At 54.1% G+C, this 21,596-nt stretch carries 16 protein-coding genes; 3 read left to right on the forward strand and 13 right to left on the reverse strand.

Going from position 1 to position 21,596, the window contains the following annotated elements; genetic code table 11:
• Positions 1–18 precede the first annotated feature (18 nt).
• Positions 19–1,377, reverse strand: coding sequence for a cell division protein ZipA (zipA, locus tag AC2IBB_RS24110; protein WP_486329261.1), 1,359 nt, complete (start codon positions 1,375–1,377; stop codon positions 19–21).
• A 122-nt stretch (positions 1,378–1,499) separates the two neighbouring features.
• The gene (gene smc, locus AC2IBB_RS24115) at positions 1,500–4,988 is read right to left on the reverse strand and encodes a chromosome segregation protein SMC (RefSeq protein ID WP_486329262.1); all 3,489 of its coding nucleotides are present in this window, start codon (positions 4,986–4,988) and stop codon (positions 1,500–1,502) included.
• 251 nt (positions 4,989–5,239) lie between these two features.
• Between smc and AC2IBB_RS24120 the strand changes: the two genes are divergently transcribed.
• Entirely contained in the window at positions 5,240–5,437 is a 198-nt protein-coding gene (locus tag AC2IBB_RS24120) for a DUF6316 family protein (protein ID WP_486329263.1), read from the forward strand.
• 17 nt (positions 5,438–5,454) lie between these two features.
• On the opposite strand, the gene AC2IBB_RS24125 is transcribed toward AC2IBB_RS24120, so the two are convergent.
• Positions 5,455–6,120 (reverse strand): GntR family transcriptional regulator, encoded by a 666-nt coding sequence (locus tag AC2IBB_RS24125; RefSeq protein ID WP_486329264.1) that lies wholly within the window; start codon positions 6,118–6,120, stop codon positions 5,455–5,457.
• 178 nt (positions 6,121–6,298) lie between these two features.
• Here AC2IBB_RS24125 and AC2IBB_RS24130 point away from each other — a divergent pair, with 178 nt between their 5' ends.
• Both AC2IBB_RS24130 and AC2IBB_RS24135 read left to right on the forward strand, forming a co-directional pair.
• On the forward strand, positions 6,299–7,426 hold the full coding sequence (locus tag AC2IBB_RS24130) for an alkane 1-monooxygenase (protein WP_486329265.1): 1,128 nt from the start codon (positions 6,299–6,301) through the stop codon (positions 7,424–7,426).
• Between the two features lie 156 nt (positions 7,427–7,582).
• Entirely contained in the window at positions 7,583–8,623 is a 1,041-nt protein-coding gene (locus AC2IBB_RS24135) for a GGDEF domain-containing protein (RefSeq protein WP_486329266.1), read from the forward strand.
• Between the two features lie 23 nt (positions 8,624–8,646).
• Here AC2IBB_RS24135 and rluB read toward each other — a convergent pair whose 3' ends face one another.
• The 10 genes from rluB to AC2IBB_RS24185 form a co-directional block, all read right to left on the reverse strand.
• Positions 8,647–9,615 carry a 23S rRNA pseudouridine(2605) synthase RluB gene (gene rluB, locus AC2IBB_RS24140; protein WP_486329267.1) on the reverse strand — a complete coding sequence of 323 codons (969 nt, stop codon included), beginning with the start codon at positions 9,613–9,615 and terminating at the stop codon, positions 8,647–8,649.
• Between the two features lie 35 nt (positions 9,616–9,650).
• On the reverse strand, positions 9,651–10,280 hold the full coding sequence (gene scpB / locus AC2IBB_RS24145) for an SMC-Scp complex subunit ScpB (protein ID WP_486329268.1): 630 nt from the start codon (positions 10,278–10,280) through the stop codon (positions 9,651–9,653).
• On the reverse strand, positions 10,270–11,148 hold the full coding sequence (locus tag AC2IBB_RS24150) for a segregation and condensation protein A (protein WP_486329269.1): 879 nt from the start codon (positions 11,146–11,148) through the stop codon (positions 10,270–10,272). Before AC2IBB_RS24150 ends, scpB begins: the two co-directional genes overlap by 11 nt.
• 2 nt (positions 11,149–11,150) lie before the next feature.
• On the reverse strand, positions 11,151–12,326 hold the full coding sequence (locus tag AC2IBB_RS24155) for a tryptophan--tRNA ligase (RefSeq protein WP_486333998.1): 1,176 nt from the start codon (positions 12,324–12,326) through the stop codon (positions 11,151–11,153).
• A gap of 254 nt (positions 12,327–12,580) precedes the next feature.
• Entirely contained in the window at positions 12,581–13,456 is an 876-nt protein-coding gene (sucD, locus tag AC2IBB_RS24160; RefSeq protein ID WP_486329270.1) for a succinate--CoA ligase subunit alpha, read from the reverse strand.
• Complete coding sequence (sucC, locus tag AC2IBB_RS24165) at positions 13,456–14,622, reverse strand: ADP-forming succinate--CoA ligase subunit beta (protein WP_011398504.1); 1,167 nt, start codon at positions 14,620–14,622, stop codon at positions 13,456–13,458. Before sucC ends, sucD begins: the two co-directional genes overlap by 1 nt.
• 319 nt (positions 14,623–14,941) lie before the next feature.
• Entirely contained in the window at positions 14,942–16,375 is a 1,434-nt protein-coding gene (gene lpdA / locus AC2IBB_RS24170) for a dihydrolipoyl dehydrogenase (protein ID WP_486329271.1), read from the reverse strand.
• A 113-nt stretch (positions 16,376–16,488) separates the two neighbouring features.
• Complete coding sequence (gene odhB / locus AC2IBB_RS24175) at positions 16,489–17,724, reverse strand: 2-oxoglutarate dehydrogenase complex dihydrolipoyllysine-residue succinyltransferase (RefSeq protein ID WP_486329272.1); 1,236 nt, start codon at positions 17,722–17,724, stop codon at positions 16,489–16,491.
• Between the two features lie 31 nt (positions 17,725–17,755).
• On the reverse strand, positions 17,756–20,596 hold the full coding sequence (locus tag AC2IBB_RS24180; RefSeq protein ID WP_486329273.1) for a 2-oxoglutarate dehydrogenase E1 component: 2,841 nt from the start codon (positions 20,594–20,596) through the stop codon (positions 17,756–17,758).
• 288 nt (positions 20,597–20,884) lie between these two features.
• Positions 20,885–21,589 (reverse strand): succinate dehydrogenase iron-sulfur subunit, encoded by a 705-nt coding sequence (locus tag AC2IBB_RS24185; protein WP_486329274.1) that lies wholly within the window; start codon positions 21,587–21,589, stop codon positions 20,885–20,887.
• Positions 21,590–21,596 lie beyond the last annotated feature (7 nt).

Consider the following 21,596-nt stretch of genomic DNA (forward strand, 5'->3'; position numbering starts at 1 on the left):
GAAAGCGGCGCCCCGGGATTATACCCGGGACGACAACAAGCGACGCTCGAACTCCCTGACGCGTTGACGGCAATGCTCAATGGTCTGCGACGTCATCACACTACGATTCTCATCCTTAAGTTCGCCGCCCAGGTTACGCACCAGACACTGCGCGGTTTCCACCATGTAGTCGAAGGCGCGCATACTGTTATCCGGCCCAGGCAGGCGCACAAAAAAACAGACGCCGGGAAAGCGCTGCGACGCCATGTCCTGCCCAAAAACGCCCGGCTCTCTGGCGTTCGCCATGCTGAACTGGACAGGACCTTCATCAAAGTCATGCTCGTATCGATGAAAGATCGCCATGTCGCCCAATTGCATACCGCAAGCTTCGACCAGATTGCGCAACGCTGCGCCATCGAAACCTTCTTCGTCCTTGCTTAGCACATTGATAACCAGAATCTCTTGAAGCGTCTTCGGCTGCTTACCTGCCGGAGCGGTTCGACTCACCTTCTCTTCCCGGGTTTTCGGCGCATCTTCACTACGCTGGGAACTGGCGTTGAGTCCAGCTTGCTGCTGGATTGCGCTGATTTTTTTCAGAAACTTGTCTTTAAACGCAAGCATAGGTTCATGTTGGGAGTCCTCATGGGCGACCGGTCTGTCTATCGGCTCCGCATGCAGATCCTCTTCCTTTTCAACTTCATCCTGTGGCTCTTCCTGCTCGAACTCCACCTCAGGCTCGGGCTCATGTTCATGCAGACTGTCGTATCCGCCCTGATATCCCTGCGGCCGGAAATCATCCCGCTTCAGAAACTCTTTATAGGGGCTGTCTCTATAGGGGCCGTCGTCATCCGCCACTGCGTCTTCTTCGACGTACTCCTCCTCATATTGCTCATCCTTAACCGGCTCAAAGCGTTGATAAGGCGCAACGCTTTCCTGCTCTTGCGGCAGGCGCTCATCCCACTCGTCTTCTTCAACAAACTCCGGTTCTCTGCGGCCTCGACCCTGCCTGGACATCGACTCTTCCAGCTCTTCGTCCACTTCCAGGATTGGCGGCTCCGCCATGTCCTGGTCGTAAGATTCATCGTCCTGCAGACGCTCTCTTTCTTTGAGCTTCTCGTAAGGCTTGAAGGTAGGTTTGTATTTGGTTTCCTTGATCGGCCGGGTGTAGTTCTGCTCTGCAGCCGGCCGGCCGTCTTTGATCACTCTGAAGCCGCTGCCTGGCAGCTCTGGATTAAAGTCATCATCGATAGGCGTATTTTCGAAGTTGCCTCCCATACCCTGGGAGATTTCCAATGAATCCTTGCGCGCTCTTCTCACTCGGCGAAAACCATCTATAACCACGCCCAGGATTATGAGCAGGCCTATCATGATCAGCCATTCACGCAAACTGATATCCATTAATTTAATATCCCCAACTAAACATCATCATGGTATTCGCCAACCTGATCCCGCCTTTAATTTCTTATCGATTGGCGAGTTAATTTATTCAATTCGCCGCTGCTTTACAATGCAGCGCGCCCTTACATCGCGGCCATTGCGGCCGCTTCTTCAACATCCACGGAAACCAGTCTCGACACGCCAGGCTCATGCATGGTGACCCCCATCAAGTGATCCGCCATCTCCATGGCGATCTTGTTGTGGGTAATGTAGATAAACTGCACCTGATCCGACATTTCTTTCACCATTCGAGCATAGCGCCCCACGTTGGCGTCGTCCAATGGCGCATCCACTTCGTCCAACATACAGAACGGCGCGGGGTTAAGCTGGAAGATGGAGAAAATCAGCGCAATGGCGGTAAGCGCTTTTTCTCCTCCCGACAACAAGTGGATGGTGCTGTTCTTCTTGCCCGGAGGACGCGCCATGATGGCGACGCCGGTTTCCAGCAAGTCCTCGCCAGTCAGCTCAAGATAGGCGCTACCTCCGCCGAATACTCGGGGGAACAGGTTCTGCAAACCTTCATTGACCTGATCATAGGTCTCCTTGAACTTATTGCGGGTTTCACGATCAATCTTGCGAATCGCGTTTTCCAGCGTTTCCAGCGCTTCCTGCAGGTCTTCATTCTGGCCGTCGAGGTACACTTTGCGCTCGGACTGAGCCTCATATTCCTCAATCGCCGCCAGGTTGATGGCGCCGAGACGCTCCACTTTACCGACTATCTGCTCAATATCCCGCTGCAGCTGACCTTCGTCCGCATCCTCCGCCAGCAACCCAATGACATTATCCAAATCATACTGATCCTCTGTCATTTGGTCGCGCAAAGCGTTCTTGCGGATGTCCGTTTCCCGATGCCGCATGCGCAATGATTCGATCCGGCTCCGTAGGTTCTGAATCACCATTTCATTACGCTGCCGGGACGATTCATCACCCTGCATCAATTGCTCCAGGTCCGCGAGGCGGTTACGCTCGCGAGTCAGGATTTCCTCTTGCTGCAGGCGCAACTCCAGATAGCCTTCCAAACGCTCCTGTAACGCATCGTCCGGGTCCAGCAGAGATTGCAGACTTTCTTCAACCCATTGCATACGTTCACGGTTGCGACGCAAGTTGGCGTCGCTTTTCTCAAGCGCCTGTCGAATCGACTCCCTGCGTGTACTCAGCGCGCTAACGCGCAACTGCATTTGATGAACATGCTCCCGGTCCAGACGCGCCTGCGTACGCAGGGCATCCAGTTTCTGGCGCACGTCATCGCGACGGTTGAGCAACTGCTCTTTCTTTTCCACGCTGCCTTCCAAGTCCATCAAAGCGGCGTTCCACACGCCCTTGCTTTCCTGCAGCCCCATCTGTTCTTCGTCAATCTGGAACTGTATCTCCGCAATCTCTGCGGCGATGGACTCCACCCTGCGCTGAACCTGCTCGCGGCGGGCTTCTTTTGCGCTCAAATCGGATTTGGTCTGCAACAATTGCTTGTTGATCTCAACCGATTCCTTTTGCAGCGTTTCCCTTTCTTCATCAAAACGACTCAGGGCCGCGTCAATGGTTTCCTTATCCTGAGACAACGACGCCAACTGCGCCGCCACCTCTTCCATTTCCTGTTCAATTTCCGCCAACCGACGATTCCGCGCGAGCAGACCGTCGCCAGTCTGTTTCGCCGGCGGGGCCATGATCCAGTCCCGGCCGACCTGCATGCCGTCTGGCGTCAAAAAGAAAGCGCCGTCAGACAGCTCACCACGACGATCAATCGCCGCAGCAAAACTATCCGCAGAGCGAACGCCGTCCAGCCACGCCGCCACCGCACGGTTGACGGAGCTGACGCTGGCGAACCGCAATGCCTCGCTGGCGACCTCGTCCTCACACACCAGCGCCACGCCTTTAGGCGGGGCGTCCTGCAGGCGAGTCAGAAATTCACGGCTGACCACGCGCGCGGACAAGCGAGCGCCCAGCACCGCTTCAAGCGCCGGCTCCCACTGCACCGTAACGCTCAATCGCTCTCCCAGCGTCGGCGCGTTATCAATCTCATGCAGCGCCAGCCACTCCAGCGCCTCCTGTCGAGAAGCCTGACTATCATGCTTTTGCAGCGCCAGCAGCGACGCCTGTTCGCCCTTCAGAGTTTGTTCACGGGTACGGGCGTCATTGATTCTGGCGCTGAGCAACTCTTTACGCTCTTGCTCGCTCTGCTCACGCGCCCTCATCTCCTGATGATTCAGCGCTTGCTGATCCGCATGCATCTCCAGTTCCTGCATGCGCTCGCGCAGTATCTCCAGGTCTTCATCATCATGAGCGCCGCCGATGAGGCTTTGCTCATCCGCCAGTTTACGTTTGCGCTCCATCAACTGCTGAACCAGCTTCTCCGCTTGCTGAATGCGGGACTGCTCCACTTCCGCTGTTTTCTGCAAATGCGCAGAGTTACGGGAAAAGTCATCCCACTCCTGCTGCCACAGTTGCATGGCGTCTTCAGCCTGAGCCAGTAATTCCGTAGATTCTTCCGATTTGGCCAGATGCTCTTCCAGCTCCGGCTCAATCATCATCAACTCTTCTTCCAGTTCTTGCAGGTGTTGCTGCTCGCGCTCCAGCTCTTCACTAAGCTCGCGATTAGTGTCCTGCAATTGCTGCATTTCCGCCTGTAACTGTTGCTCGCGCTCTTTGGCGTTGCGGATCTGTTGCTCAAGCTTGGCGATTTCAGCGCCGCTGCCGTAGTAGTCCGCTTGCGCCCGATTGACTGCGTCATTAGCATCCGTACGCTTTTCGCGGAAGCCTTCCAGACGGCTATCCAAAGAGGTGCGCTCATACAGCAGGCGCTCCAGCTCGACTTCCTGTCCGCGCAGTTCGTCCTGCACGCCAGCGGCCTCTTTGTCCAGCGTTCGCCACTTCAACGCGTTCAATAAGGCGCGTTTATCGCGCTCTTCCGCTTTTAACTCTTTGTAGCGTTCCGCCGCCTTGGCCTGACGATGCAGATGCTGCAGCTGGCGCTCCAACTCTTCCCGAATATCGGTCAGTCGCTCCAGGTTTTCCCGCGTCCGCTTCATCCGGGACTCGGTTTCCTTGCGTCGCTCCTTATACTTGGAGATCCCCGCCGCCTCTTCTATAAAAACCCGCAACTCTTCCGGCTTGGATTCAATCAGGCGGGAAATCATTCCCTGCTCGATAATGGCGTAACTGCGCGGCCCCAAACCCGTGCCAAGAAACAGGTCGGTAATGTCTTTACGACGACATTTATTGCCATTGAGAAAGTAAAGGGACTGCGCGTCGCGAGTAACTTTGCGCTTGACGGAAATTTCGTTATAGCGGGAGAACTCCCCCTGCAACACGCCGCCGGAGTTATCGAAGATCAGCTCAATAGAGGCTTGTCCTACGGGCTTTCGGGTATTAGAGCCATTGAAGATGACATCCGTCATAGACTCTCCGCGCAGATGTTTAGCGGAGCTCTCTCCCATCACCCAACGCACGGCGTCAATAATGTTCGACTTGCCGCATCCATTCGGACCCACCACCGCAGCCATATTGCTGGGAAAATGCACGGTTGTCGGGTCTACAAACGACTTGAAACCGGCAAGCTTGATGGATTTTAGTCTCATGATGTAGAGGCTGAAGGAGCTGTCACAGGGTTTGTCCAGATATGGAGCGGGAGTTTAACGGATTAAACCCGGGCGGACCAGCGCGAAACGCAGCTCTCCCGCGGCTCTGGACTAAGCGCTTGTATCCGTTGAAGTTGCGATGTGACAAGGGCTCAGCAGCAATAGTGGGACACAGCGTCACAAAAATTATTGATTGAAAATCAGTCAACATGTCACTAAATTAATCTTTAGTCGAACAGGAGTTGTACGCAATGGAAATCAGCAAACGCAGTAACGACGAGCAATCAAACAAGCATCACCGCTCTGACCGCTTCTTCGCGGTGGAAGGCAAGTGGTATTACCGCACGCGGGAAAAAATCCACTTGGGGCCTTATGAGGCGCTGGAGGAAGCGGAAGACGGCCTGATCGCCTATCTTCGCTATCTTCATGTAGCGGAACGAAGGGAATAGTTCGCCCAAATATAGGGTCAGGAAGATTCCTGCAGAATACTGATCACCAGATTTTTTTGGTGATCCGCAAAACTCTCGATAACCAGCTTCACGCCAGCGAAGTCCCGCTGCTGCACTGCCTGCAACAGCCCGTTGTAGAAGTTCATCGACTGGTAAAGCTCCCCTTTCTTGCGTCTGATCGCCAAATGGTAAGTGCGACTGATCGCCGGACGCAGGTTTTCCAGAATTTCCTCCAGATAGGGATTACTCACCAGCGTCAGACAATAACTCATCACCGAAAAGCCACTGTCGATGACCGATTCGAAAGACGCCTCCTCATTCATTACTGCCCGGTTGATTTGCTGCACTTGATTCATAACCGGGGCCAGGTCGCTCTCCCGCCAGCTCTCCGCCACTTTACGGGCCAGCATCACCAGTAATGACGCGTAGACGTCATACAGGCTCTCTACTTGGTTGATGGTCAGGTCCGACACTACCGCGCCACGACGCGGATAAATTTCGATCAGGTGTCGGCGCTCCAGTATCAATAACGCTTCACGCACCGATCCACGGCTGACTTCCAGGTCTCCAGCCACCTTGAGTTCCTGAATACGCTCGTTGGCCCGCAACTCTCCGGTAATAATCAATCTTCCCAAGTGCTGCGCAATTTGTTCAGCCAAGCTTTCCGGCGCCTGAAACTTCATATCGGTGTATTCCTAAAAACTCAGTTTAAGCAAAGAGTTGCGGTAAGAGACACGATTCTAGCATACCCCCGCCCAATGAAAACGAAGGAGTAAAAGTAAAAATCGCTTGATCAAATTGTCTGATTGTCAAACAATAAAACAAAGTCACACCTCAAATAACAAGAAAAAGGAGCCTGCCATGCTTGGATCTATTCGCCCACAACTCATGCTGAAAATAAAAAAATGGGGGTATTTGATTTTTACGGTCCCTTTATGTCTCCCCTTCCTGAGCTGGATGCTGGCCACTCGATTTGAGCTTGGCGATGCAACCGCCTGGATGACCCTTCTGTTCGTATTCGGCGTCATTCCGATACTAGACGCCATCATTGGTAAAGACGCCAGCAACCCGGATGATCAGTTGCACACGTCTCGCTTGGAGAGGAGTCTGTACTACCCTCTCCTGACCTTGCTCTGCGCGCCCGCCTATCTAGCCCTCATTATCTGGGGCGCACAGGTGTTCAGCAGCGACCTGTACAGCTGGTTAGGTAAAGCCGGATGGTTGGTTTCCATCGGAGTCGGCGGCGGTCTGGCAATCACTGTCGCCCATGAACTGATCCACAAAAACTCTTTTCTGGAGCAAACAGCAGGGGGACTGCTGCTCGCCATGGTGGGCTATGGCGGATTCAAGGTAGAACACGTCCGCGGGCACCACGTCCATGTTTCTACTCCAGCGGATGCCTCGTCGTCCCGCTACGGTCAATCCCTCTATCAGTTCCTGCCTCACGCCATCGCCTGCAACGTCAAAAGCGCCTGGGCGCTGGAAAGGGGTCGTCTGGCAAGAAAAGGGCGGACGCTACTGTCCCCTTACAACGAACTATTATGGTGGTACAGCGTCAGCGTCGTGCTTTTGACAGGATTCTCGTTGGCCTGGGGGGCTATGGGGGCATTGTTTTTTATCGGCCAGGGGCTGATCGCCGTACTGCTGCTGGAGACCGTCAACTACCTGGAGCACTATGGCTTACACCGGCAGGCCAACGAGGACGGGAGCTATGAGCGCGTCTCACACCGTCACTCATGGAACTCCAATTACCTGTTAACCAATCTGCTGCTGTTTCAACTACAGCGGCATTCAGACCATCACGCCAACGCCAAGCGCCGCTATCAGGCGCTAAGGCATCACGAAAGCGCGCCGCAACTGCCCGCGGGCTACGCCACGATGGTGTTGTTGGCGCTGGTTCCGCCACTCTGGCGCAAGGTTATGGACCCCAGAGTGAACGATTACTATCAACACGATACAGAGATCGCCGCAAACCCCAAACAACCATAAGACCTTTTCCGCTCTGGCGGCCGACAACAATTTGACGCCTGTTGCCGGTCTCCCCTTCCTCAACGCCGAATCCTCGTCGCACCGGCAAGCTTCTGCCTATGTCCTAATCACCCCATATCGCTGTTTTTCAAAGAATTAAAATTCGCTGGCATTGAAATGGCAAAGTTAACCTTGAAGGCGCCGTTTTCGCCGCTGACGGCGGATAACTCAAGGCATACGCAACACGCATGTAGTATCTATCGACGGGAGCATTCCATGTCCAACCTGACCACAGAACGAATGAGCGCTGATAACAAGGTTGTTGCCCTCGCCACTTCCAATGACTCGCTGACCTTGCGGCTGGAACATGTCGCAGGGGTAATGCTGCGCAAGCTGCAAACGACGCTTGAAGTTGAAGAGTTACTGCAGATATTTCTGGGAGAAGCCCGAGCGCTGGTCGCCATAGACGGATATTCCCATATTTATAACAACCTCACTTGCGGAGCCCGCAAGCGGGGAACGCCGCACCAACTGAATTATCGACTGACGCTGGCGGAAGAAGCTCTGGGGGAAATCACTTTCTACCGTAGCGACCGCTTTTCTGAAAATGACACCTATATCGTCGAGACCCTGCTTGGCAGCCTGATATACCCCCTGCGCAACGCGCTGCGTTATCAGGAGGCGATGAATGCGGCGCTATCGGATTCACTGACCGGCGTCGCTAATAAACGGGCTTTCGATTATCAGCTGCATAGAGAAGTGTCGCTGGCCACCCGTTACAAGTACAAGCTTTCAATGCTGTTTTTTGACATTGACTACTTCAAGAAAGTAAACGATACCTACGGCCACGCCGCAGGTGACGCATTACTGCAGCAACTGGCGGAAGTTGTACAGGACAATAGTCGCGACTCCGATCTGTGCTTCCGTTTTGGCGGCGAAGAATTCGCGATGCTGCTGGCCAAAACTGAAACAGAAGGCGCTTACGCCATTGCTGAGCGTATTCGCGAGGCAGTAGCGAACACCTGTTTCCAGTATGATGGCAAGGATATCGCCGTCACAATCAGTATCGGCGTCGCCACCTATGACGGCCTGGAAAGCCGCAACGACTTTCTGGAGCGGGCTGACCAGGCCCTTTACAAGGCCAAACACACTGGCCGCAACAGAACAAAAGTGGCATCTCAGGATCAGGAAGAAACGCTAACCCAGGCGGCGAACTGAGTTCGCCGCGGTTTCCGCCTCAGCTAGGGTTTACGTCTGCCTGGGCTGGGCTTACGGTCAGAGGGATGACGCGCGGACTTGCTCCTGCGTTCGTCTGGAGCCTCGACGGGCTTGCGCGCCGGAGCGCGAGATCCCGGGCGACCTGTGGAGGGTTTAGGTTTGGATGCGCCGCTTTTGCCCTGTTGGCGCTGTAGCTTTTCCCGGGCCTGCGGCGTCAGGGAAGCAACAGTCTTGGGCGCCATTCCCGCCATTTCATAGAGCACATTGACGTCTTTCTGCCCCGCCATTTCCCAGTTGCCTAAACGAACACGGCTGGGCAGGAACATGTACCCGTAACGCACACGTTTCAATCGACTGACAGTAACGCCTTGAGACTCCCAAAGGCGACGCACTTCGCGGTTGCGGCCTTCCTGTAACACGACGTGAAACCAACGGTTGCTGCCGCTACCACCGGCTTCCTTGATATCCGAGAATTTGGCGAGGCCGTCTTCCAGCAGCACGCCGTCCTGCAGTCGGGTCACCATTTCTTCAGTCACTTCGCCATGCACACGCACCGCGTACTCACGGTCAATCTGTGAAGAAGGATGCATCAATCTGTTAGCGAGTTCGCCATCTGTCGTGAAAATCAGCAGTCCTGTGGTGTTGATATCCAGACGCCCAACCGCTACCCAGCGCCCGCTTTTCAGCTTAGGTAAGCGCGCAAATACAGTGGGACGACCTTCCGGGTCCTTGCGGCTGGTGACCTCGCCTTCCGGCTTGTTGTAAACCAACACCATGGTTTCCTCGGCGTCCACCATGGCGATCTTGTGGCCGTCGACCGAGATCTTGTCCTCAGCGGTGACGCGGTCGCCCAAATGCGCGACTTTGCCGTTGACGCGCACGCGACCACCGCTGATCCACTCTTCAGCCTCTCTACGGGAGGCAAGCCCTTGCCGGGCGATCACTTTCTGTAGTTTCTCGCCCTGCGCCTTTTCACCGGAAGGTTCTATCATCTATTTCGCCTTAACTGTAATCACCAACACCCTCATCAATGCAATGTGGCGTCGGAGGATGGCGGATCGGCTTCCATGGTTTCGGAAGCGTCCGCCGCATTTGCTTGCAGATCCAGTTCCAGAGCCCGGCCGATTTCTTCCAGGCTTCTGACTTCCGCCAACGGCGGCAACTGATCCAGTGTCTTTAAATTAAAGTAGTCGAGAAATTGGCGCGTGGTGGCGAAAAGCGCCGGTCTGCCCGGTACGTCTTTATGGCCAACGACGCGCACCCATTCTCTTTCCTGCAGCGTTTTCATGATCTGGCTGCTGACCGCAACGCCGCGAATGTCTTCAATGTCGCCGCGAGTAATGGGCTGCCGATAAGCGATGATCGCCAACGTTTCCAGCATCGCACGGGAATACCGTTGCGGACGCTCTTCCGTCAGACGCCCGACCCAGGGCGCAAACTCATCGCGCACCTGGAACCGATAACCGCTGGCCACTTCCACCAGGTTGACCGCACGATCCGCATAAGCCGCCGTCAATTCTCTAAGCGCGGCTTTAATCTCATCCCGTTGCGGCGGCGTAAAGTCCTCGACGAACATCGTCATCAACTGATCCACCGTCAGAGGTCTATCGCTCGCGAACAGCATCGCCTCGATCAACTGTGTCAGATTAACCGCCATCGTCACCTTCACTCGTTTCCGTCTCAGGCTCTTTCTCCACTTCTCCCCTGGCGCGGACGTGGATTTCGCCAAACATCTCGGTTTGAACCAGCTCCAACAAAGATTCTTTCACCAGTTCCAACACCGCTAAAAAGGTTACTACGACGCCCAGTTTGCCTTCATCAAAGGGAAACAAATCCGTAAACAGGGTGAAGTGGTCCGCCGATACTCTCTCCAGGATCTGGGTCATGCGCTCCCGAGTGGAGAGCTTTTCCTTTTCAATCTGGTGATGTTCAAACAACTCTGAACGTTTCAGCACTTCCTGCAGCGCCAGCAGCACCTCCGTCAACGTCACATCCGGGTGCTTCTTTTCACGCTGCAGCTTCGGTATTTCCGGATTCGCCGAATAGAAGTCCCGATCCATACGCGGTAATTCATCAATCCGCTCGGCTGCGGTTTTGAAGCGCTCATATTCCTGCAAGCGCCGAATCAACTCCGCACGGGGATCGTCTTCTTCCTCTTCGTCGTCCTTGCGTCGCGGCAACAGGAAGCGGGATTTTATTTCCGCCAGCATCGCCGCCATCACCAGATATTCCGCCGCCAACTCGAACCGCATATCCTCCATGACCCGGATGTAGTCCATATACTGGCGGGTGACTTCCGAAACGTTAATATCAAGGATATCCATGTTCTGCCGGCGGATAAGGTACAACAACAGATCCAGCGGGCCCTCAAACGACTCCAGGAACACTTCCAGTGCGTCCGGTGGAATATATAAATCCGTAGGCAGCTCGGTAAACGGACTGCCCCCCACCATCGCCAGTGGCAGTTCCTGCTGAACAGGAAGCTGCTCCGTCTGGCTATCCGGGGGGGCGTCAGCGTTTTGCATTGTCAGTCGTACGCCAGACCTATGGCGCTGCGGACTTCTTCCAAGGTCGCCTTAGCGGCGTCTCTGGCGTGATCGCAACCTTCTGCGATAATGCTGCGCACCAGCCCGGGATCTTCTTCGTAGCGCTTGGCGCGCTCGCGCATTGGGCGTTGTTCTTCAATGATGGCGTCCGCCACCGGCTTTTTACATTCGATACAACCAATGCCCGCAGAACGACAGCCTTGTTGCGCCCAGGACTTGGTCGCCTCGTCGGAGTACACCTGATGTAACTGCCACACGGGACATTTATCCGGGTCGCCCGGATCAGTGCGTCGCACCCGCTGCGGATCTGTCTGCATGGTGCGAACTTTTTCCGAAATGCTGTCTGCTTCTTCACGCAACCCAATTGTATTGCCGTAGGACTTAGACATTTTCTGTCCGTCCAGCCCCGGCATTTTTGCTTCGGGCGTCAGCAAGGGCTGAGGCTCGGGCAGAATAACTTTGCCCCCGCCTTCGAGAAATCCGTATAAGCGCTCTCTGTCGCCAAGTGAGATATTTTGCTGATCCCGCAACAGCGCCCGCGCTGTTTCCAACGCCTCCGCGTCCCCCTGCTCCAAATATCGCTTGCGCAGGTTTTCATACAGTTTGGCGGTCTTCTTGCCCATTCTCTTGATCGCCGCCTCCGCCTGCTCTTCAAAGCCCGGTTCACGGCCATAAAGATGGTTGAAACGACGCGCCACTTCGCGTGTCATTTCAATGTGCGAGACCTGATCCGCGCCTACCGGCGCCCAGCCGGCGCGGTACACCAGAATATCTGCGCTCTGCAGCAGCGGATAACCTAGAAAGCCATAGGTGGCCAGGTCCCTTTCTTTGAGTTTTTCCTGCTGATCTTTATAGGTCGGCACTCTCTCCAGCCAGCCTAAAGGCGTGATCATGGATAAGAGAAGGTGCAGCTCCGCGTGCTCCGGCACCCGAGACTGCACGAACATAGTGGCGGAGCCTGGATTGATGCCCGCGGCCAGCCAATCGGTCACCATTTCCCATACGGACTGTTCGATGTCGTAAGGGGTCTCATAATGGGTGGTCAGAGCATGCCAATCGGCGACGAAGAAGAAACATTCGTACTCATGCTGCAGCTGTACCCAGTTTTTCAGCACTCCATGGTAATGACCCAGATGAAGTTTTCCCGTCGGTCGCATTCCCGACAACACACGACGCTGCGAATCCACAGAGGCCAAGTTATTTCCCCAAGTTATTATTAAAGTACCAGTTATGACGGCGTCAGAAATTACGCCAAAAATGAGCCTAATTGCGTGGGATTATAGCGTTAAAAGGGCGGGAGTGAAATTTGGGAGTAGAATGCCGGCCGTGATAGCAACGGGGGCGAAGCCGATAGCCTTCGCCCCAAAATAGAAAAGCCGCCACACGGCGGCTTCTCAGACAGACGGAAAGCTTATTTCCAGCCAGTCACTTCAGCCAGCGCCTTGCCGATATCGGCCAGACTTCTCACTGTTTTAACGCCAGCTTGCTCCAGCGCTGCAAACTTTTCAGCCGCAGTGCCTTTACCGCCCGCGATGATCGCGCCAGCGTGGCCCATACGCTTACCAGCAGGCGCAGTGACGCCAGCGATGTAAGAAACAACAGGCTTGGTGACGTTATTCTTGATGAACTCCGCCGCTTCTTCTTCCGCAGTTCCGCCGATTTCACCGATCATGACGATTGCTTCAGTCTGAGCGTCTTTCTGGAACATTTCCAGAATATCGATGAAGTTGGAGCCAGGAATCGGGTCGCCGCCGATGCCCACGCAAGTGGACTGGCCGAAACCGAAGTCGGTGGTTTGCTTAACAGCTTCATAAGTCAGGGTGCCGGAACGGGAAACGATGCCGACTTTACCGGGCTTGTGAATGTGACCAGGCATGATGCCGATCTTGCATTCGCCAGGAGTGATAACGCCCGGGCAGTTAGGTCCGATCAGACGCACGCCCAGCTCGTCGCACTTCACTTTCGCTTCCAGCATGTCCAGAGTAGGAATGCCTTCAGTGATGCACACGATCAGTTTGATGCCTGCGTTAGCCGCTTCCAGGATGGAGTCTTTACAGAAAGGCGCAGGAACGTAGATAACAGACGCTTCCGCGCCAGTTTGCTCTACCGCTTCTTTAACTGTATTGAACACAGGCAAGCCCAGGTGAGTCTGACCGCCTTTGCCAGGAGTCACGCCGCCAACCATTTTGGTGCCGTACGCAATCGCCTGCTCTGAATGGAATGTGCCCTGGGAGCCAGTGAAACCCTGGCAGATGACCTTGGTATTTTTGTCGATCAAAATACTCATTATTTACCCTCCGCTGCTTTAACCACGGCTTCAGCAGCATGAGTCAGACTTTCCGCTGCGATAATGTTCAACCCGCTGTCGGCAAGTTTCTTAGCGCCCAGCTCGGCATTGTTGCCTTCCAGACGTACGACTACAGGAATCTTGACGCCAACTTCTTCCACAGCGCCGATGATGCCGTCAGCAATCAGGTCGCAACGAACGATGCCGCCGAAGATGTTAACCAGAACCGCTTTTACGTTGTCGTCGGAGAGAATGATTTTGAACGCTTCGGTAACGCGCTCTTTGGTCGCGCCGCCGCCTACGTCCAGGAAGTTAGCGGGCGCGCCGCCGTGCAGCTTAACGATGTCCATGGTGCCCATGGCCAAGCCTGCGCCGTTAACCATACAGCCGATGTTGCCTTCCAGCGCAACGTAGTTCAATTCCCACTTGGCTGCGTGAGCTTCGCGTGGGTCTTCCTGCGAAGGGTCATGCATGTCGCGGATGCGCGGCTGACGGTACAGTGCGTTGCCGTCGACAACCACTTTCGCGTCCAGACAGTGCAGGTTGCCGCCTTTGGTGATAACCAGCGGGTTCACTTCCAGCAACGCCAGATCCAGGTCTTGGAACAGTTTCGCCAAGCCCAGGAAAATTTTGGTGAACTGCTTGACCTGATCGCTGTTCAGACCCAGTGCGAACGCCAGTTCGCGCGCTTGGTAAGGCTGCGCGCCCACCAGCGGGTCGATAACGGCTTTCAGGATTTTTTCAGGGGTCTCTTCAGCGACTTTCTCGATTTCAACGCCGCCTTCGGTAGACGCCATGAATACGATGCGACGCGTACCGCGATCCATTACCGCGCCCAGATACAGCTCCTGATCGATGTCTGTGCAGGACTCAACCAGAATCTTGTTAACAGGCTGACCTTTCTCGTCGGTCTGATAGGTTACCAGGTTATGACCAAGCCACTTCTCAGCAAATGCCTTAATCTCTTCCTTGGAAGATACTAACTTAACGCCACCCGCTTTACCGCGGCCGCCTGCGTGAACCTGCGCTTTAACCACCCACTGGCTTCCGCCAATGGAGTCAGCTGCAGACATGGCCTCTTGTGCGGACTCACAGGCAAAGCCCTTGGAAACGGGCAGACCATAGTCCGCAAAGAGTTGCTTAGCTTGATACTCATGAAGATTCATAACGTTTTCCGCTTTTTAGTCAGCTTTCGACTTATTTACCACCGTGCAAACGAGCACAACGTTTCTCGTTCTCGCGAGCAGGCTTCTAGGGTGAGACTCATACTTCTCAGCCTGCGCGCAAAACTGCGCTATGTCCGCTTAGGTGACCTCTCTAACACACTCTTTTATACCGAGAGCCCAATCCGGCGCCCTGTCTCTTCAACGATAGCCAGTCAGACGCTTTGACGTCTTAACTACGCCGCATTCGCCGAAGGGGCGATCGCGTTCCTTCCCGACGCTCTCAAAACAAAAGGAGGGGCGCGCCCCTCCTTGTTCAGCCTTAGCGCTTCTTGCGCTGGGCAATGTGGATGGCTTTGCCTTCCACAGCCAAAGCCGCTTCGTGCACCGCTTCGGAAAGCGTGGGATGCGCGAATACAGTCATGGCCAAGTCTTCGGAGCTGGAGCCGAATTCCATCGCAATAACGCCCTGAGCGATCATTTCTGACGCCTGAGGGCCCACGATATGCATACCCAGAATACGGTCTGTGTCCTTATGAGCCAGAATCTTCACCATGCCCATTGTCGTATTGGCGGCCATAGCGCGACCGCTGGCGGCGAATGGGAATGTGCCGACTTTGTACTCTTCGCCTTCCGCCTTCAGCTGCTCTTCTGTCTTACCTACCCAGGCGATTTCTGGATGGGTGTAGATAACCCAGGGAATGCAGTCATAGTTGACGTGACCTTTGTGGCCCGCGATACGCTCCGCCACCACAATACCTTCTTCTGAAGCTTTGTGGGCAAGCATGGGACCGCGTACAACATCGCCGATAGCCCATACGCCCGGCATGTTGGTCTTGCACTGATCATCAACAAAGATGAAACCGCGCTCGTCCAGGTTTACGCCTGAGTCTGGAGCAAGCAGGTTATCGGTATTCGGCGCACGGCCGACTGCGACAATCAGCTTGTCCACTTTCAGTTCGTGGTCGCCTTTGGTGTCGCTATAAGACACTTTCACCACGCCACGCTTCACTTCAGAGCCTGTCACACGGGCGCGCAGACGAATATCCAACCCCTGCTTGGCGAACTGCTTGAGCGCGTCTTTAGCCAGTTGCTGATCTACTGCGCCCAGAAAAGTATCCTGCGCTTCCAGCACCACTACCTCTGAGCCAAGACGCGCCCAGACGCTGCCTAGCTCCAGACCGATAACGCCAGCGCCGATAACGCCAAGACGCTTGGGAACTTCGCTGAATTCCAGCGCGCCGGTAGAGTCGACAACATGCTCGTTAAGCGGAGTAGGAGGAATTTCGACTGGACGGGAGCCCGTTGCGATGATGACGTTTTCTGCATCATATACGGTAACATTGCCCGCGTTGTCAGTAACTTCCACTTGCTTGTTGGCCAGCACTTTGCCTGCGCCATGAATGGAAGTGACGGCATTCGCCTTGAACAGAGAAGCGATGCCCTGAGTCAGGTTCTTGACGATGTTGTTTTTTCGGTCCTGCATTTTGGCTACGTCGACAGAAACGTCTTTCGCCATGATGCCGTGGGTTTCAAAGTCGTGTTTGGCTTCTTCGAATTTGTGTGAAGACTCCAGCAGCGCCTTGGAAGGGATACATCCCACGTTCAGGCAGGTGCCGCCAAAAACTGGCTTACCTGCTTCGTTGCTCCATTTTTCCACGCACGCCGTTTTCAATCCGAGCTGCGCCGCGCGTATCGCAGCGACATATCCACCGGGACCCGCACCGATGACGATTACGTCGAATTTATCTGCCATATTACTTTCCAATTCTTAGTTATAGGTACATAAAAGGTTTTCCGACAATGCCCCTCCGCAACCTCGCGGAGGGAGCATGGCGCGCCGGAAAACTCGGCGGCGAAAACGCTGAATCAGATATCCAGCAGAATCCGCGCAGGATCTTCCAACAGATCCTTGATGGTCACCAAAAACTGTACCGCTTCCTTACCGTCGATCATGCGGTGGTCGTATGACAGCGCCAGGTACATCATCGGCAGAATAACCACTTGGCCGTTTACAGCCATCGGACGCTCCTGGATCTTGTGCATACCCATAATAGCGGTTTGCGGCGGGTTCAGAATTGGCGTAGACATCAATGAGCCGAAAACGCCGCCATTGGAAATGGTGAACGTTCCGCCAGTCATGTCATCAATAGACAGCTTGCCATCACGCGCTTTCTTACCGAAATCGCCAATCGTGGATTCAATTTCCGCCAGTCCCATTTGATCTGCATCACGCAGAATAGGCACGACCAGACCGCGCTCAGTGGAAACCGCCACGCCAACATCTTGATAACCGTGATAAACGATGTCGTTGCCGTCGATAGAGGCATTCACTGCGGGGAAACGCTTCAGCGCTTCACAGGCCGCCTTAACGAAGAAAGACATAAAGCCAAGCTTCACGCCATTATGACGCTTCTCGAACAGATCTTTGTATTGCTTGCGCAGATCCATGATCGGCTTCATGTTGACTTCGTTGAAGGTAGTCAGCATTGCGGAGTTGTGCTGAGCATCCAGCAGGCGGCGCGCGATGCTTGCGCGCAGACGGGTCATCGGCACGCGCTTCTCAGGACGCGCGCCCGCTGGAGATTCGACGGCAGGCATAGTTGGAGCCGCCGCAGGTTGAGCGGAAGATTTCACTTCCGCAGTAACACTGGTCGTATTGGAAGACAAGTGATTGATCACGTCTTCCTTGGTTACTCTACCGCCTTTGCCTGTGCCTTGAATGTCGGATGGATTCAGATTGTTCTCTTCCGCCATCTTGCGCGCGGAAGGGCTTAGAATCGCTTCCTGACCCGCCTTGGCTTCAGAGGCCGCAGGTGCCGCTTGAGGCTTTTCATCCGCTGCAGCAGGCGCCGCCGTTCCAGCCGCGCCTTCTTTGAATACAGCAATAACTTCTTCGCTAAGCACCGTCTCGCCTTCGCCTTTGAGAACTTTCTCAATGACGCCGGCTGCGGGCGCCACTACCTCGAGCACCACTTTATCCGTCTCGATATCGACCAGTAGCTCGTCCCTAGCCACGGATTCCCCAGGTTTTTTATGCCAAGTCGCCACTACGCCGTCCGCGACGGACTCTGGGAAAGTAGGAGCTTTAATTTCGATCGCCATCTTTTATCCTTTGTACTAACTAAGCGCCTGTTTAAATAGTAAAGGCATCGTTAACTAATTTAGCCTGCTCTTCCGCATGGACATGGCCATAGCCAGCAGCAGGAGCTGCAGAGCCCGGACGTCCAGCATACTCGAGGTAGAGTTTCGGGTGCGTCTTCGCGAGGACGTTACGCATATGGTGCTGACTGCAGTACCAAGCGCCCTGGTTCATTGGCTCTTCCTGACACCAGACGATATTGGTCAGCTTCTTGTACACAGACAGAACCTCTTCCAAATCATCTTCGGGGAACGGGTACAACTGCTCAATGCGGATAATCGCCACGTCCTGTATGTTTTCATTACGACGCTTGTCCAACAAGTCGTAATACACCTTACCACTGCACATAATGACCCGACGGACTTGCTTCGGATCGATATGATCGTCGATCTCGCCAAGCACAGTGTGGAAATGGCCTTCGGCTAGCTCCTCAACCGTGGACACCGCGTCTTTATGCCGCAACAGACTCTTCGGGCTCATCGCCACGAGAGGTTTACGCAATGGACGCTTAACCTGACGACGCAACATATGGAATACCTGCGCAGGCGTGGTCGGCACGCAGACCTGAATATTGTGCTCGGCGCACAATTGCAGGTAACGCTCCAGCCGCGCTGAAGAGTGCTCAGGCCCTTGCCCTTCATAGCCGTGCGGCAGCAACATGGTCAGACCACATAAACGGCCCCACTTGTGCTCACCGCTGGTGATGAATTGGTCGATCACCACCTGAGCGCCATTGGCGAAGTCGCCGAACTGCGCTTCCCAAATCACCAATGTCTTCGGGTTGGTGGTGGCGTAGCCATATTCAAACGCCAGAACCGCTTCTTCAGAAAGATAAGAGTCGTAAATATCGAATGTAGGCTGACCTTCCGCCAAGTGTTGAAGCGGAACGTGCAAACCGCCGTCTTTCTGGTTGTGAAGAACGGCGTGTCTGTGCGAGAAAGTGCCGCGACCGACATCCTGACCAGTAAGACGTACGCTATGGCCTTCATGCAACAAAGTCGCGTACGCCATAACTTCTGCATATCCCCAGTTCACCGGCATGGCGCTCTGAGTCATTTTCTTGCGGTCTTCCAAGATTTTGGAGACCTGACGTTGAGGCACAAATCCGTCAGGCAGCACATCCATTTTCCGGCCGAGCTTCTGCAACGCTTTAAGATTGATGCCAGTCTTGCACTTAGCTGTCCACTGGTGGCCCAGGTAGGGAGACCAGTCAACAAACAACTCTTTATTAGGCTCTTTCACCAAGCTTTTAACGACGTGACCGCCCTTATCCAGCAGATCGCGATATTCGTTTTCCAAGCGAGCGGATTCTTCCTCAGTGATGACGCCTTCGTTAATCAACCGCTGAGCGTATAACTGGCGGGTGGTTGGCAGGCTTTTGATGCATTGATACATCAACGGCTGAGTCGCAGAAGGCTCATCCGCTTCGTTGTGACCGCGACGACGATAGCACAACAAGTCGATAACCACGTCCTTCTTGAAGGTGTTGCGATAGTCCATCGCAACCTGAGTAACGAACAGAACCGCTTCTGGATCATCACCGTTAACATGGAAAATCGGCGCTTGCACCATTTTCGCGACGTCGGTGCAATATTCAGTGGAGCGCGCATCTTCGCGGCGGTGAGTAGTGAAGCCAACCTGATTGTTGATAATGATGTGGACGGTGCCGCCAACACCATAACCACGTGTCTGGCTCATCTGGAAAGTTTCCATCACGACGCCTTGGCCAGCGAAAGCCGCGTCACCGTGCATGATAATAGGCACAACCGCATCACCGGCAGTGTCGTCACGACGCTCTTGGCGCGCCCTTACAGACCCCTCAACTACAGGCGAAACAATTTCCAGATGCGAAGGGTTGAACGCCAACGCCAAGTGAACTTCGCCGCCCGGCGTGAGAACGTTGGAGGAGAAGCCCTGGTGGTACTTCACATCCCCAGAGCCTTCGTCCAGCAGGCGCTTGCCTTCGAATTCATCAAACAAGGCTTTGGGGTTTTTGCCCAATGTATTAACCAGGACGTTAAGACGACCACGGTGCGCCATACCAATAACAATTTCTTTCGCGCCGTAGCTTCCCGCGCGCTGAATTAATTCATCCAGCAAAGGAATCAAGCTTTCGCCACCTTCAAGACCGAAGCGTTTGGTGCCTGGGTAACGTGAGGACAAATACTTTTCAAGGCCTTCCGCCGCACTCAATCTTTCCAACAAGTGATAGCGACGGTCTTTCTCGTAGACAGGATGCGAGCGCACTGATTCAAGACGCTGCTGAACCCAGCGCTTTTCTTCAGTGTTGACGATATGCATGTATTCAGCGCCGACGGTATCGCAGTAGGTAAACTCCAAACCACGAATAATTTCGCCGAAAGTCATGGTTTCTACGCCGAAGCACAATGAGCCAGTCTGAAATACAGTATCCAGGTCTGCTTTGGTCAAACCATGGTATTCCAACTCCAGGTCCGCGACATGTTCGCGCATCATGAGGTTGAGCGGGTCCAGCTTGGCTTTTTGATGTCCGCGAAAACGGTAGGTGTTAATCAGCTGCAGCACCTTAACCTGTTTACGTTCGTGCTCAGTACTGACTAAAGATGAAGGGCTGGCTTCGACAGCCGTAGCACGCCTGCGGGACAGCTTCAGGAACTGCTCTTTAATGACGGAGTGAGGAATATCCTGACTGGGCAGCCCTTCCTCTTTTGGCAGTTTGTCGAAATACTCACGCCAGGCCTGGGGTATGCCGTTAGGATCGGTGAGATAGGTCTCATAGAGTTGCTCAACATAGGCAAAATTCCCACCTGCCAAATGGGAAGTCCGCCACAGCTGCTCCATCGTGCTTTCGTGCATATAGCTCGCCTTGGTTGCATCAGGGAACTATCTGCTTAAGGCCACTGATTACGGCTCGTTCCAGCGTCGCAAAGGCGTGCCAAACCACAGATAGCGCAGAGGACATCTGCATAACCCCGTAGGTTTACAACAGTAAACCACCCCGTCCAATCGATGAAGGGAGTGGATTTCCTACCAGTTCAGTTTGTTTATTTCGCGCGTGTTATGTGACACGCGCGGTATTAGCTTCATAGTATAGACAGCTAATTCAGCAACGACCGTAACAGTGTAATTTTTTAAATTATAATTTTAAGTTGCACGCTGTAAGAGCATATTGCGGATATGTCCGATAGCTCTGGTTGGATTCAGACCTTTTGGACATACGCTCACGCAATTCATGATTCCCCGGCAGCGGAATACGCTAAACGGGTCGTCGAGATTCGCCAATCTTTCATTTGTAGATGTATCGCGGCTGTCAACGAGGAATCTGTATGCCTGCAACAAGCCAGCGGGACCAACGAATTTATCTGGGTTCCACCAGAACGACGGACATGAAGTTGAACAACATGCGCACAAAATACATTCATACAGACCATCCAGCTTTTCACGCTCTTCTGGAGACTGCAGACGCTCTACCGCTGGAGGCGGATTGTCGTTCACCAGGAACGGCTTAATTTTTTCGTATTGCTTGTAGAAAATCGCCATATCTACAACCAAATCACGAATGACCGGCAAACCTGGTAGCGGACGCAATATCAGCTTGTTGTTCTTCACCACTTGAGAAAGTGAGGTGATGCACGCCAAGCCATTTTTTCCGTTCATGTTCATGCCGTCGGAACCGCAAACGCCTTCCCGGCACGAGCGACGGTACGCCAACGTCGGATCTTTTTCTTTCATAAGACCCAGCACATCCAGAACCATCAGGTCCTTGCCTTCAGGAACTTCCAGCTCCACATCCTGCATGTAGGGAGCTTCGTCCACTTCCGGATTATAACGATAGATGCTTACCAACATAACTCTG

The organism is Hahella sp. NS-SX17 (assembly GCF_057367735.1).

Coding starts and splice junctions, on each gene's coding strand:
- scpB (WP_486329268.1), bottom strand. CDS start 10,280: ATGGCGGTTAATCTGACACAGTTGATCGAGGCGATGCTGTTCGCGAGC.
- odhB (WP_486329272.1), bottom strand. CDS start 17,724: ATGGCGATCGAAATTAAAGCTCCTACTTTCCCAGAGTCCGTCGCGGAC.
- AC2IBB_RS24130 (WP_486329265.1), top strand. CDS start 6,299: ATGCTTGGATCTATTCGCCCACAACTCATGCTGAAAATAAAAAAATGG.
- rluB (WP_486329267.1), bottom strand. CDS start 9,615: ATGATAGAACCTTCCGGTGAAAAGGCGCAGGGCGAGAAACTACAGAAA.
- AC2IBB_RS24180 (WP_486329273.1), bottom strand. CDS start 20,596: ATGCACGAAAGCACGATGGAGCAGCTGTGGCGGACTTCCCATTTGGCA.
- sucC (WP_011398504.1), bottom strand. CDS start 14,622: ATGAATCTTCATGAGTATCAAGCTAAGCAACTCTTTGCGGACTATGGT.
- AC2IBB_RS24185 (WP_486329274.1), bottom strand. CDS start 21,589: ATGTTGGTAAGCATCTATCGTTATAATCCGGAAGTGGACGAAGCTCCC.
- AC2IBB_RS24155 (WP_486333998.1), bottom strand. CDS start 12,326: ATGCGACCGACGGGAAAACTTCATCTGGGTCATTACCATGGAGTGCTG.
- smc (WP_486329262.1), bottom strand. CDS start 4,988: ATGAGACTAAAATCCATCAAGCTTGCCGGTTTCAAGTCGTTTGTAGAC.
- AC2IBB_RS24120 (WP_486329263.1), top strand. CDS start 5,240: ATGGAAATCAGCAAACGCAGTAACGACGAGCAATCAAACAAGCATCAC.
- zipA (WP_486329261.1), bottom strand. CDS start 1,377: ATGGATATCAGTTTGCGTGAATGGCTGATCATGATAGGCCTGCTCATA.
- AC2IBB_RS24125 (WP_486329264.1), bottom strand. CDS start 6,120: ATGAAGTTTCAGGCGCCGGAAAGCTTGGCTGAACAAATTGCGCAGCAC.
- sucD (WP_486329270.1), bottom strand. CDS start 13,456: ATGAGTATTTTGATCGACAAAAATACCAAGGTCATCTGCCAGGGTTTC.
- AC2IBB_RS24150 (WP_486329269.1), bottom strand. CDS start 11,148: ATGCAAAACGCTGACGCCCCCCCGGATAGCCAGACGGAGCAGCTTCCT.
- AC2IBB_RS24135 (WP_486329266.1), top strand. CDS start 7,583: ATGGCAAAGTTAACCTTGAAGGCGCCGTTTTCGCCGCTGACGGCGGAT.
- lpdA (WP_486329271.1), bottom strand. CDS start 16,375: ATGGCAGATAAATTCGACGTAATCGTCATCGGTGCGGGTCCCGGTGGA.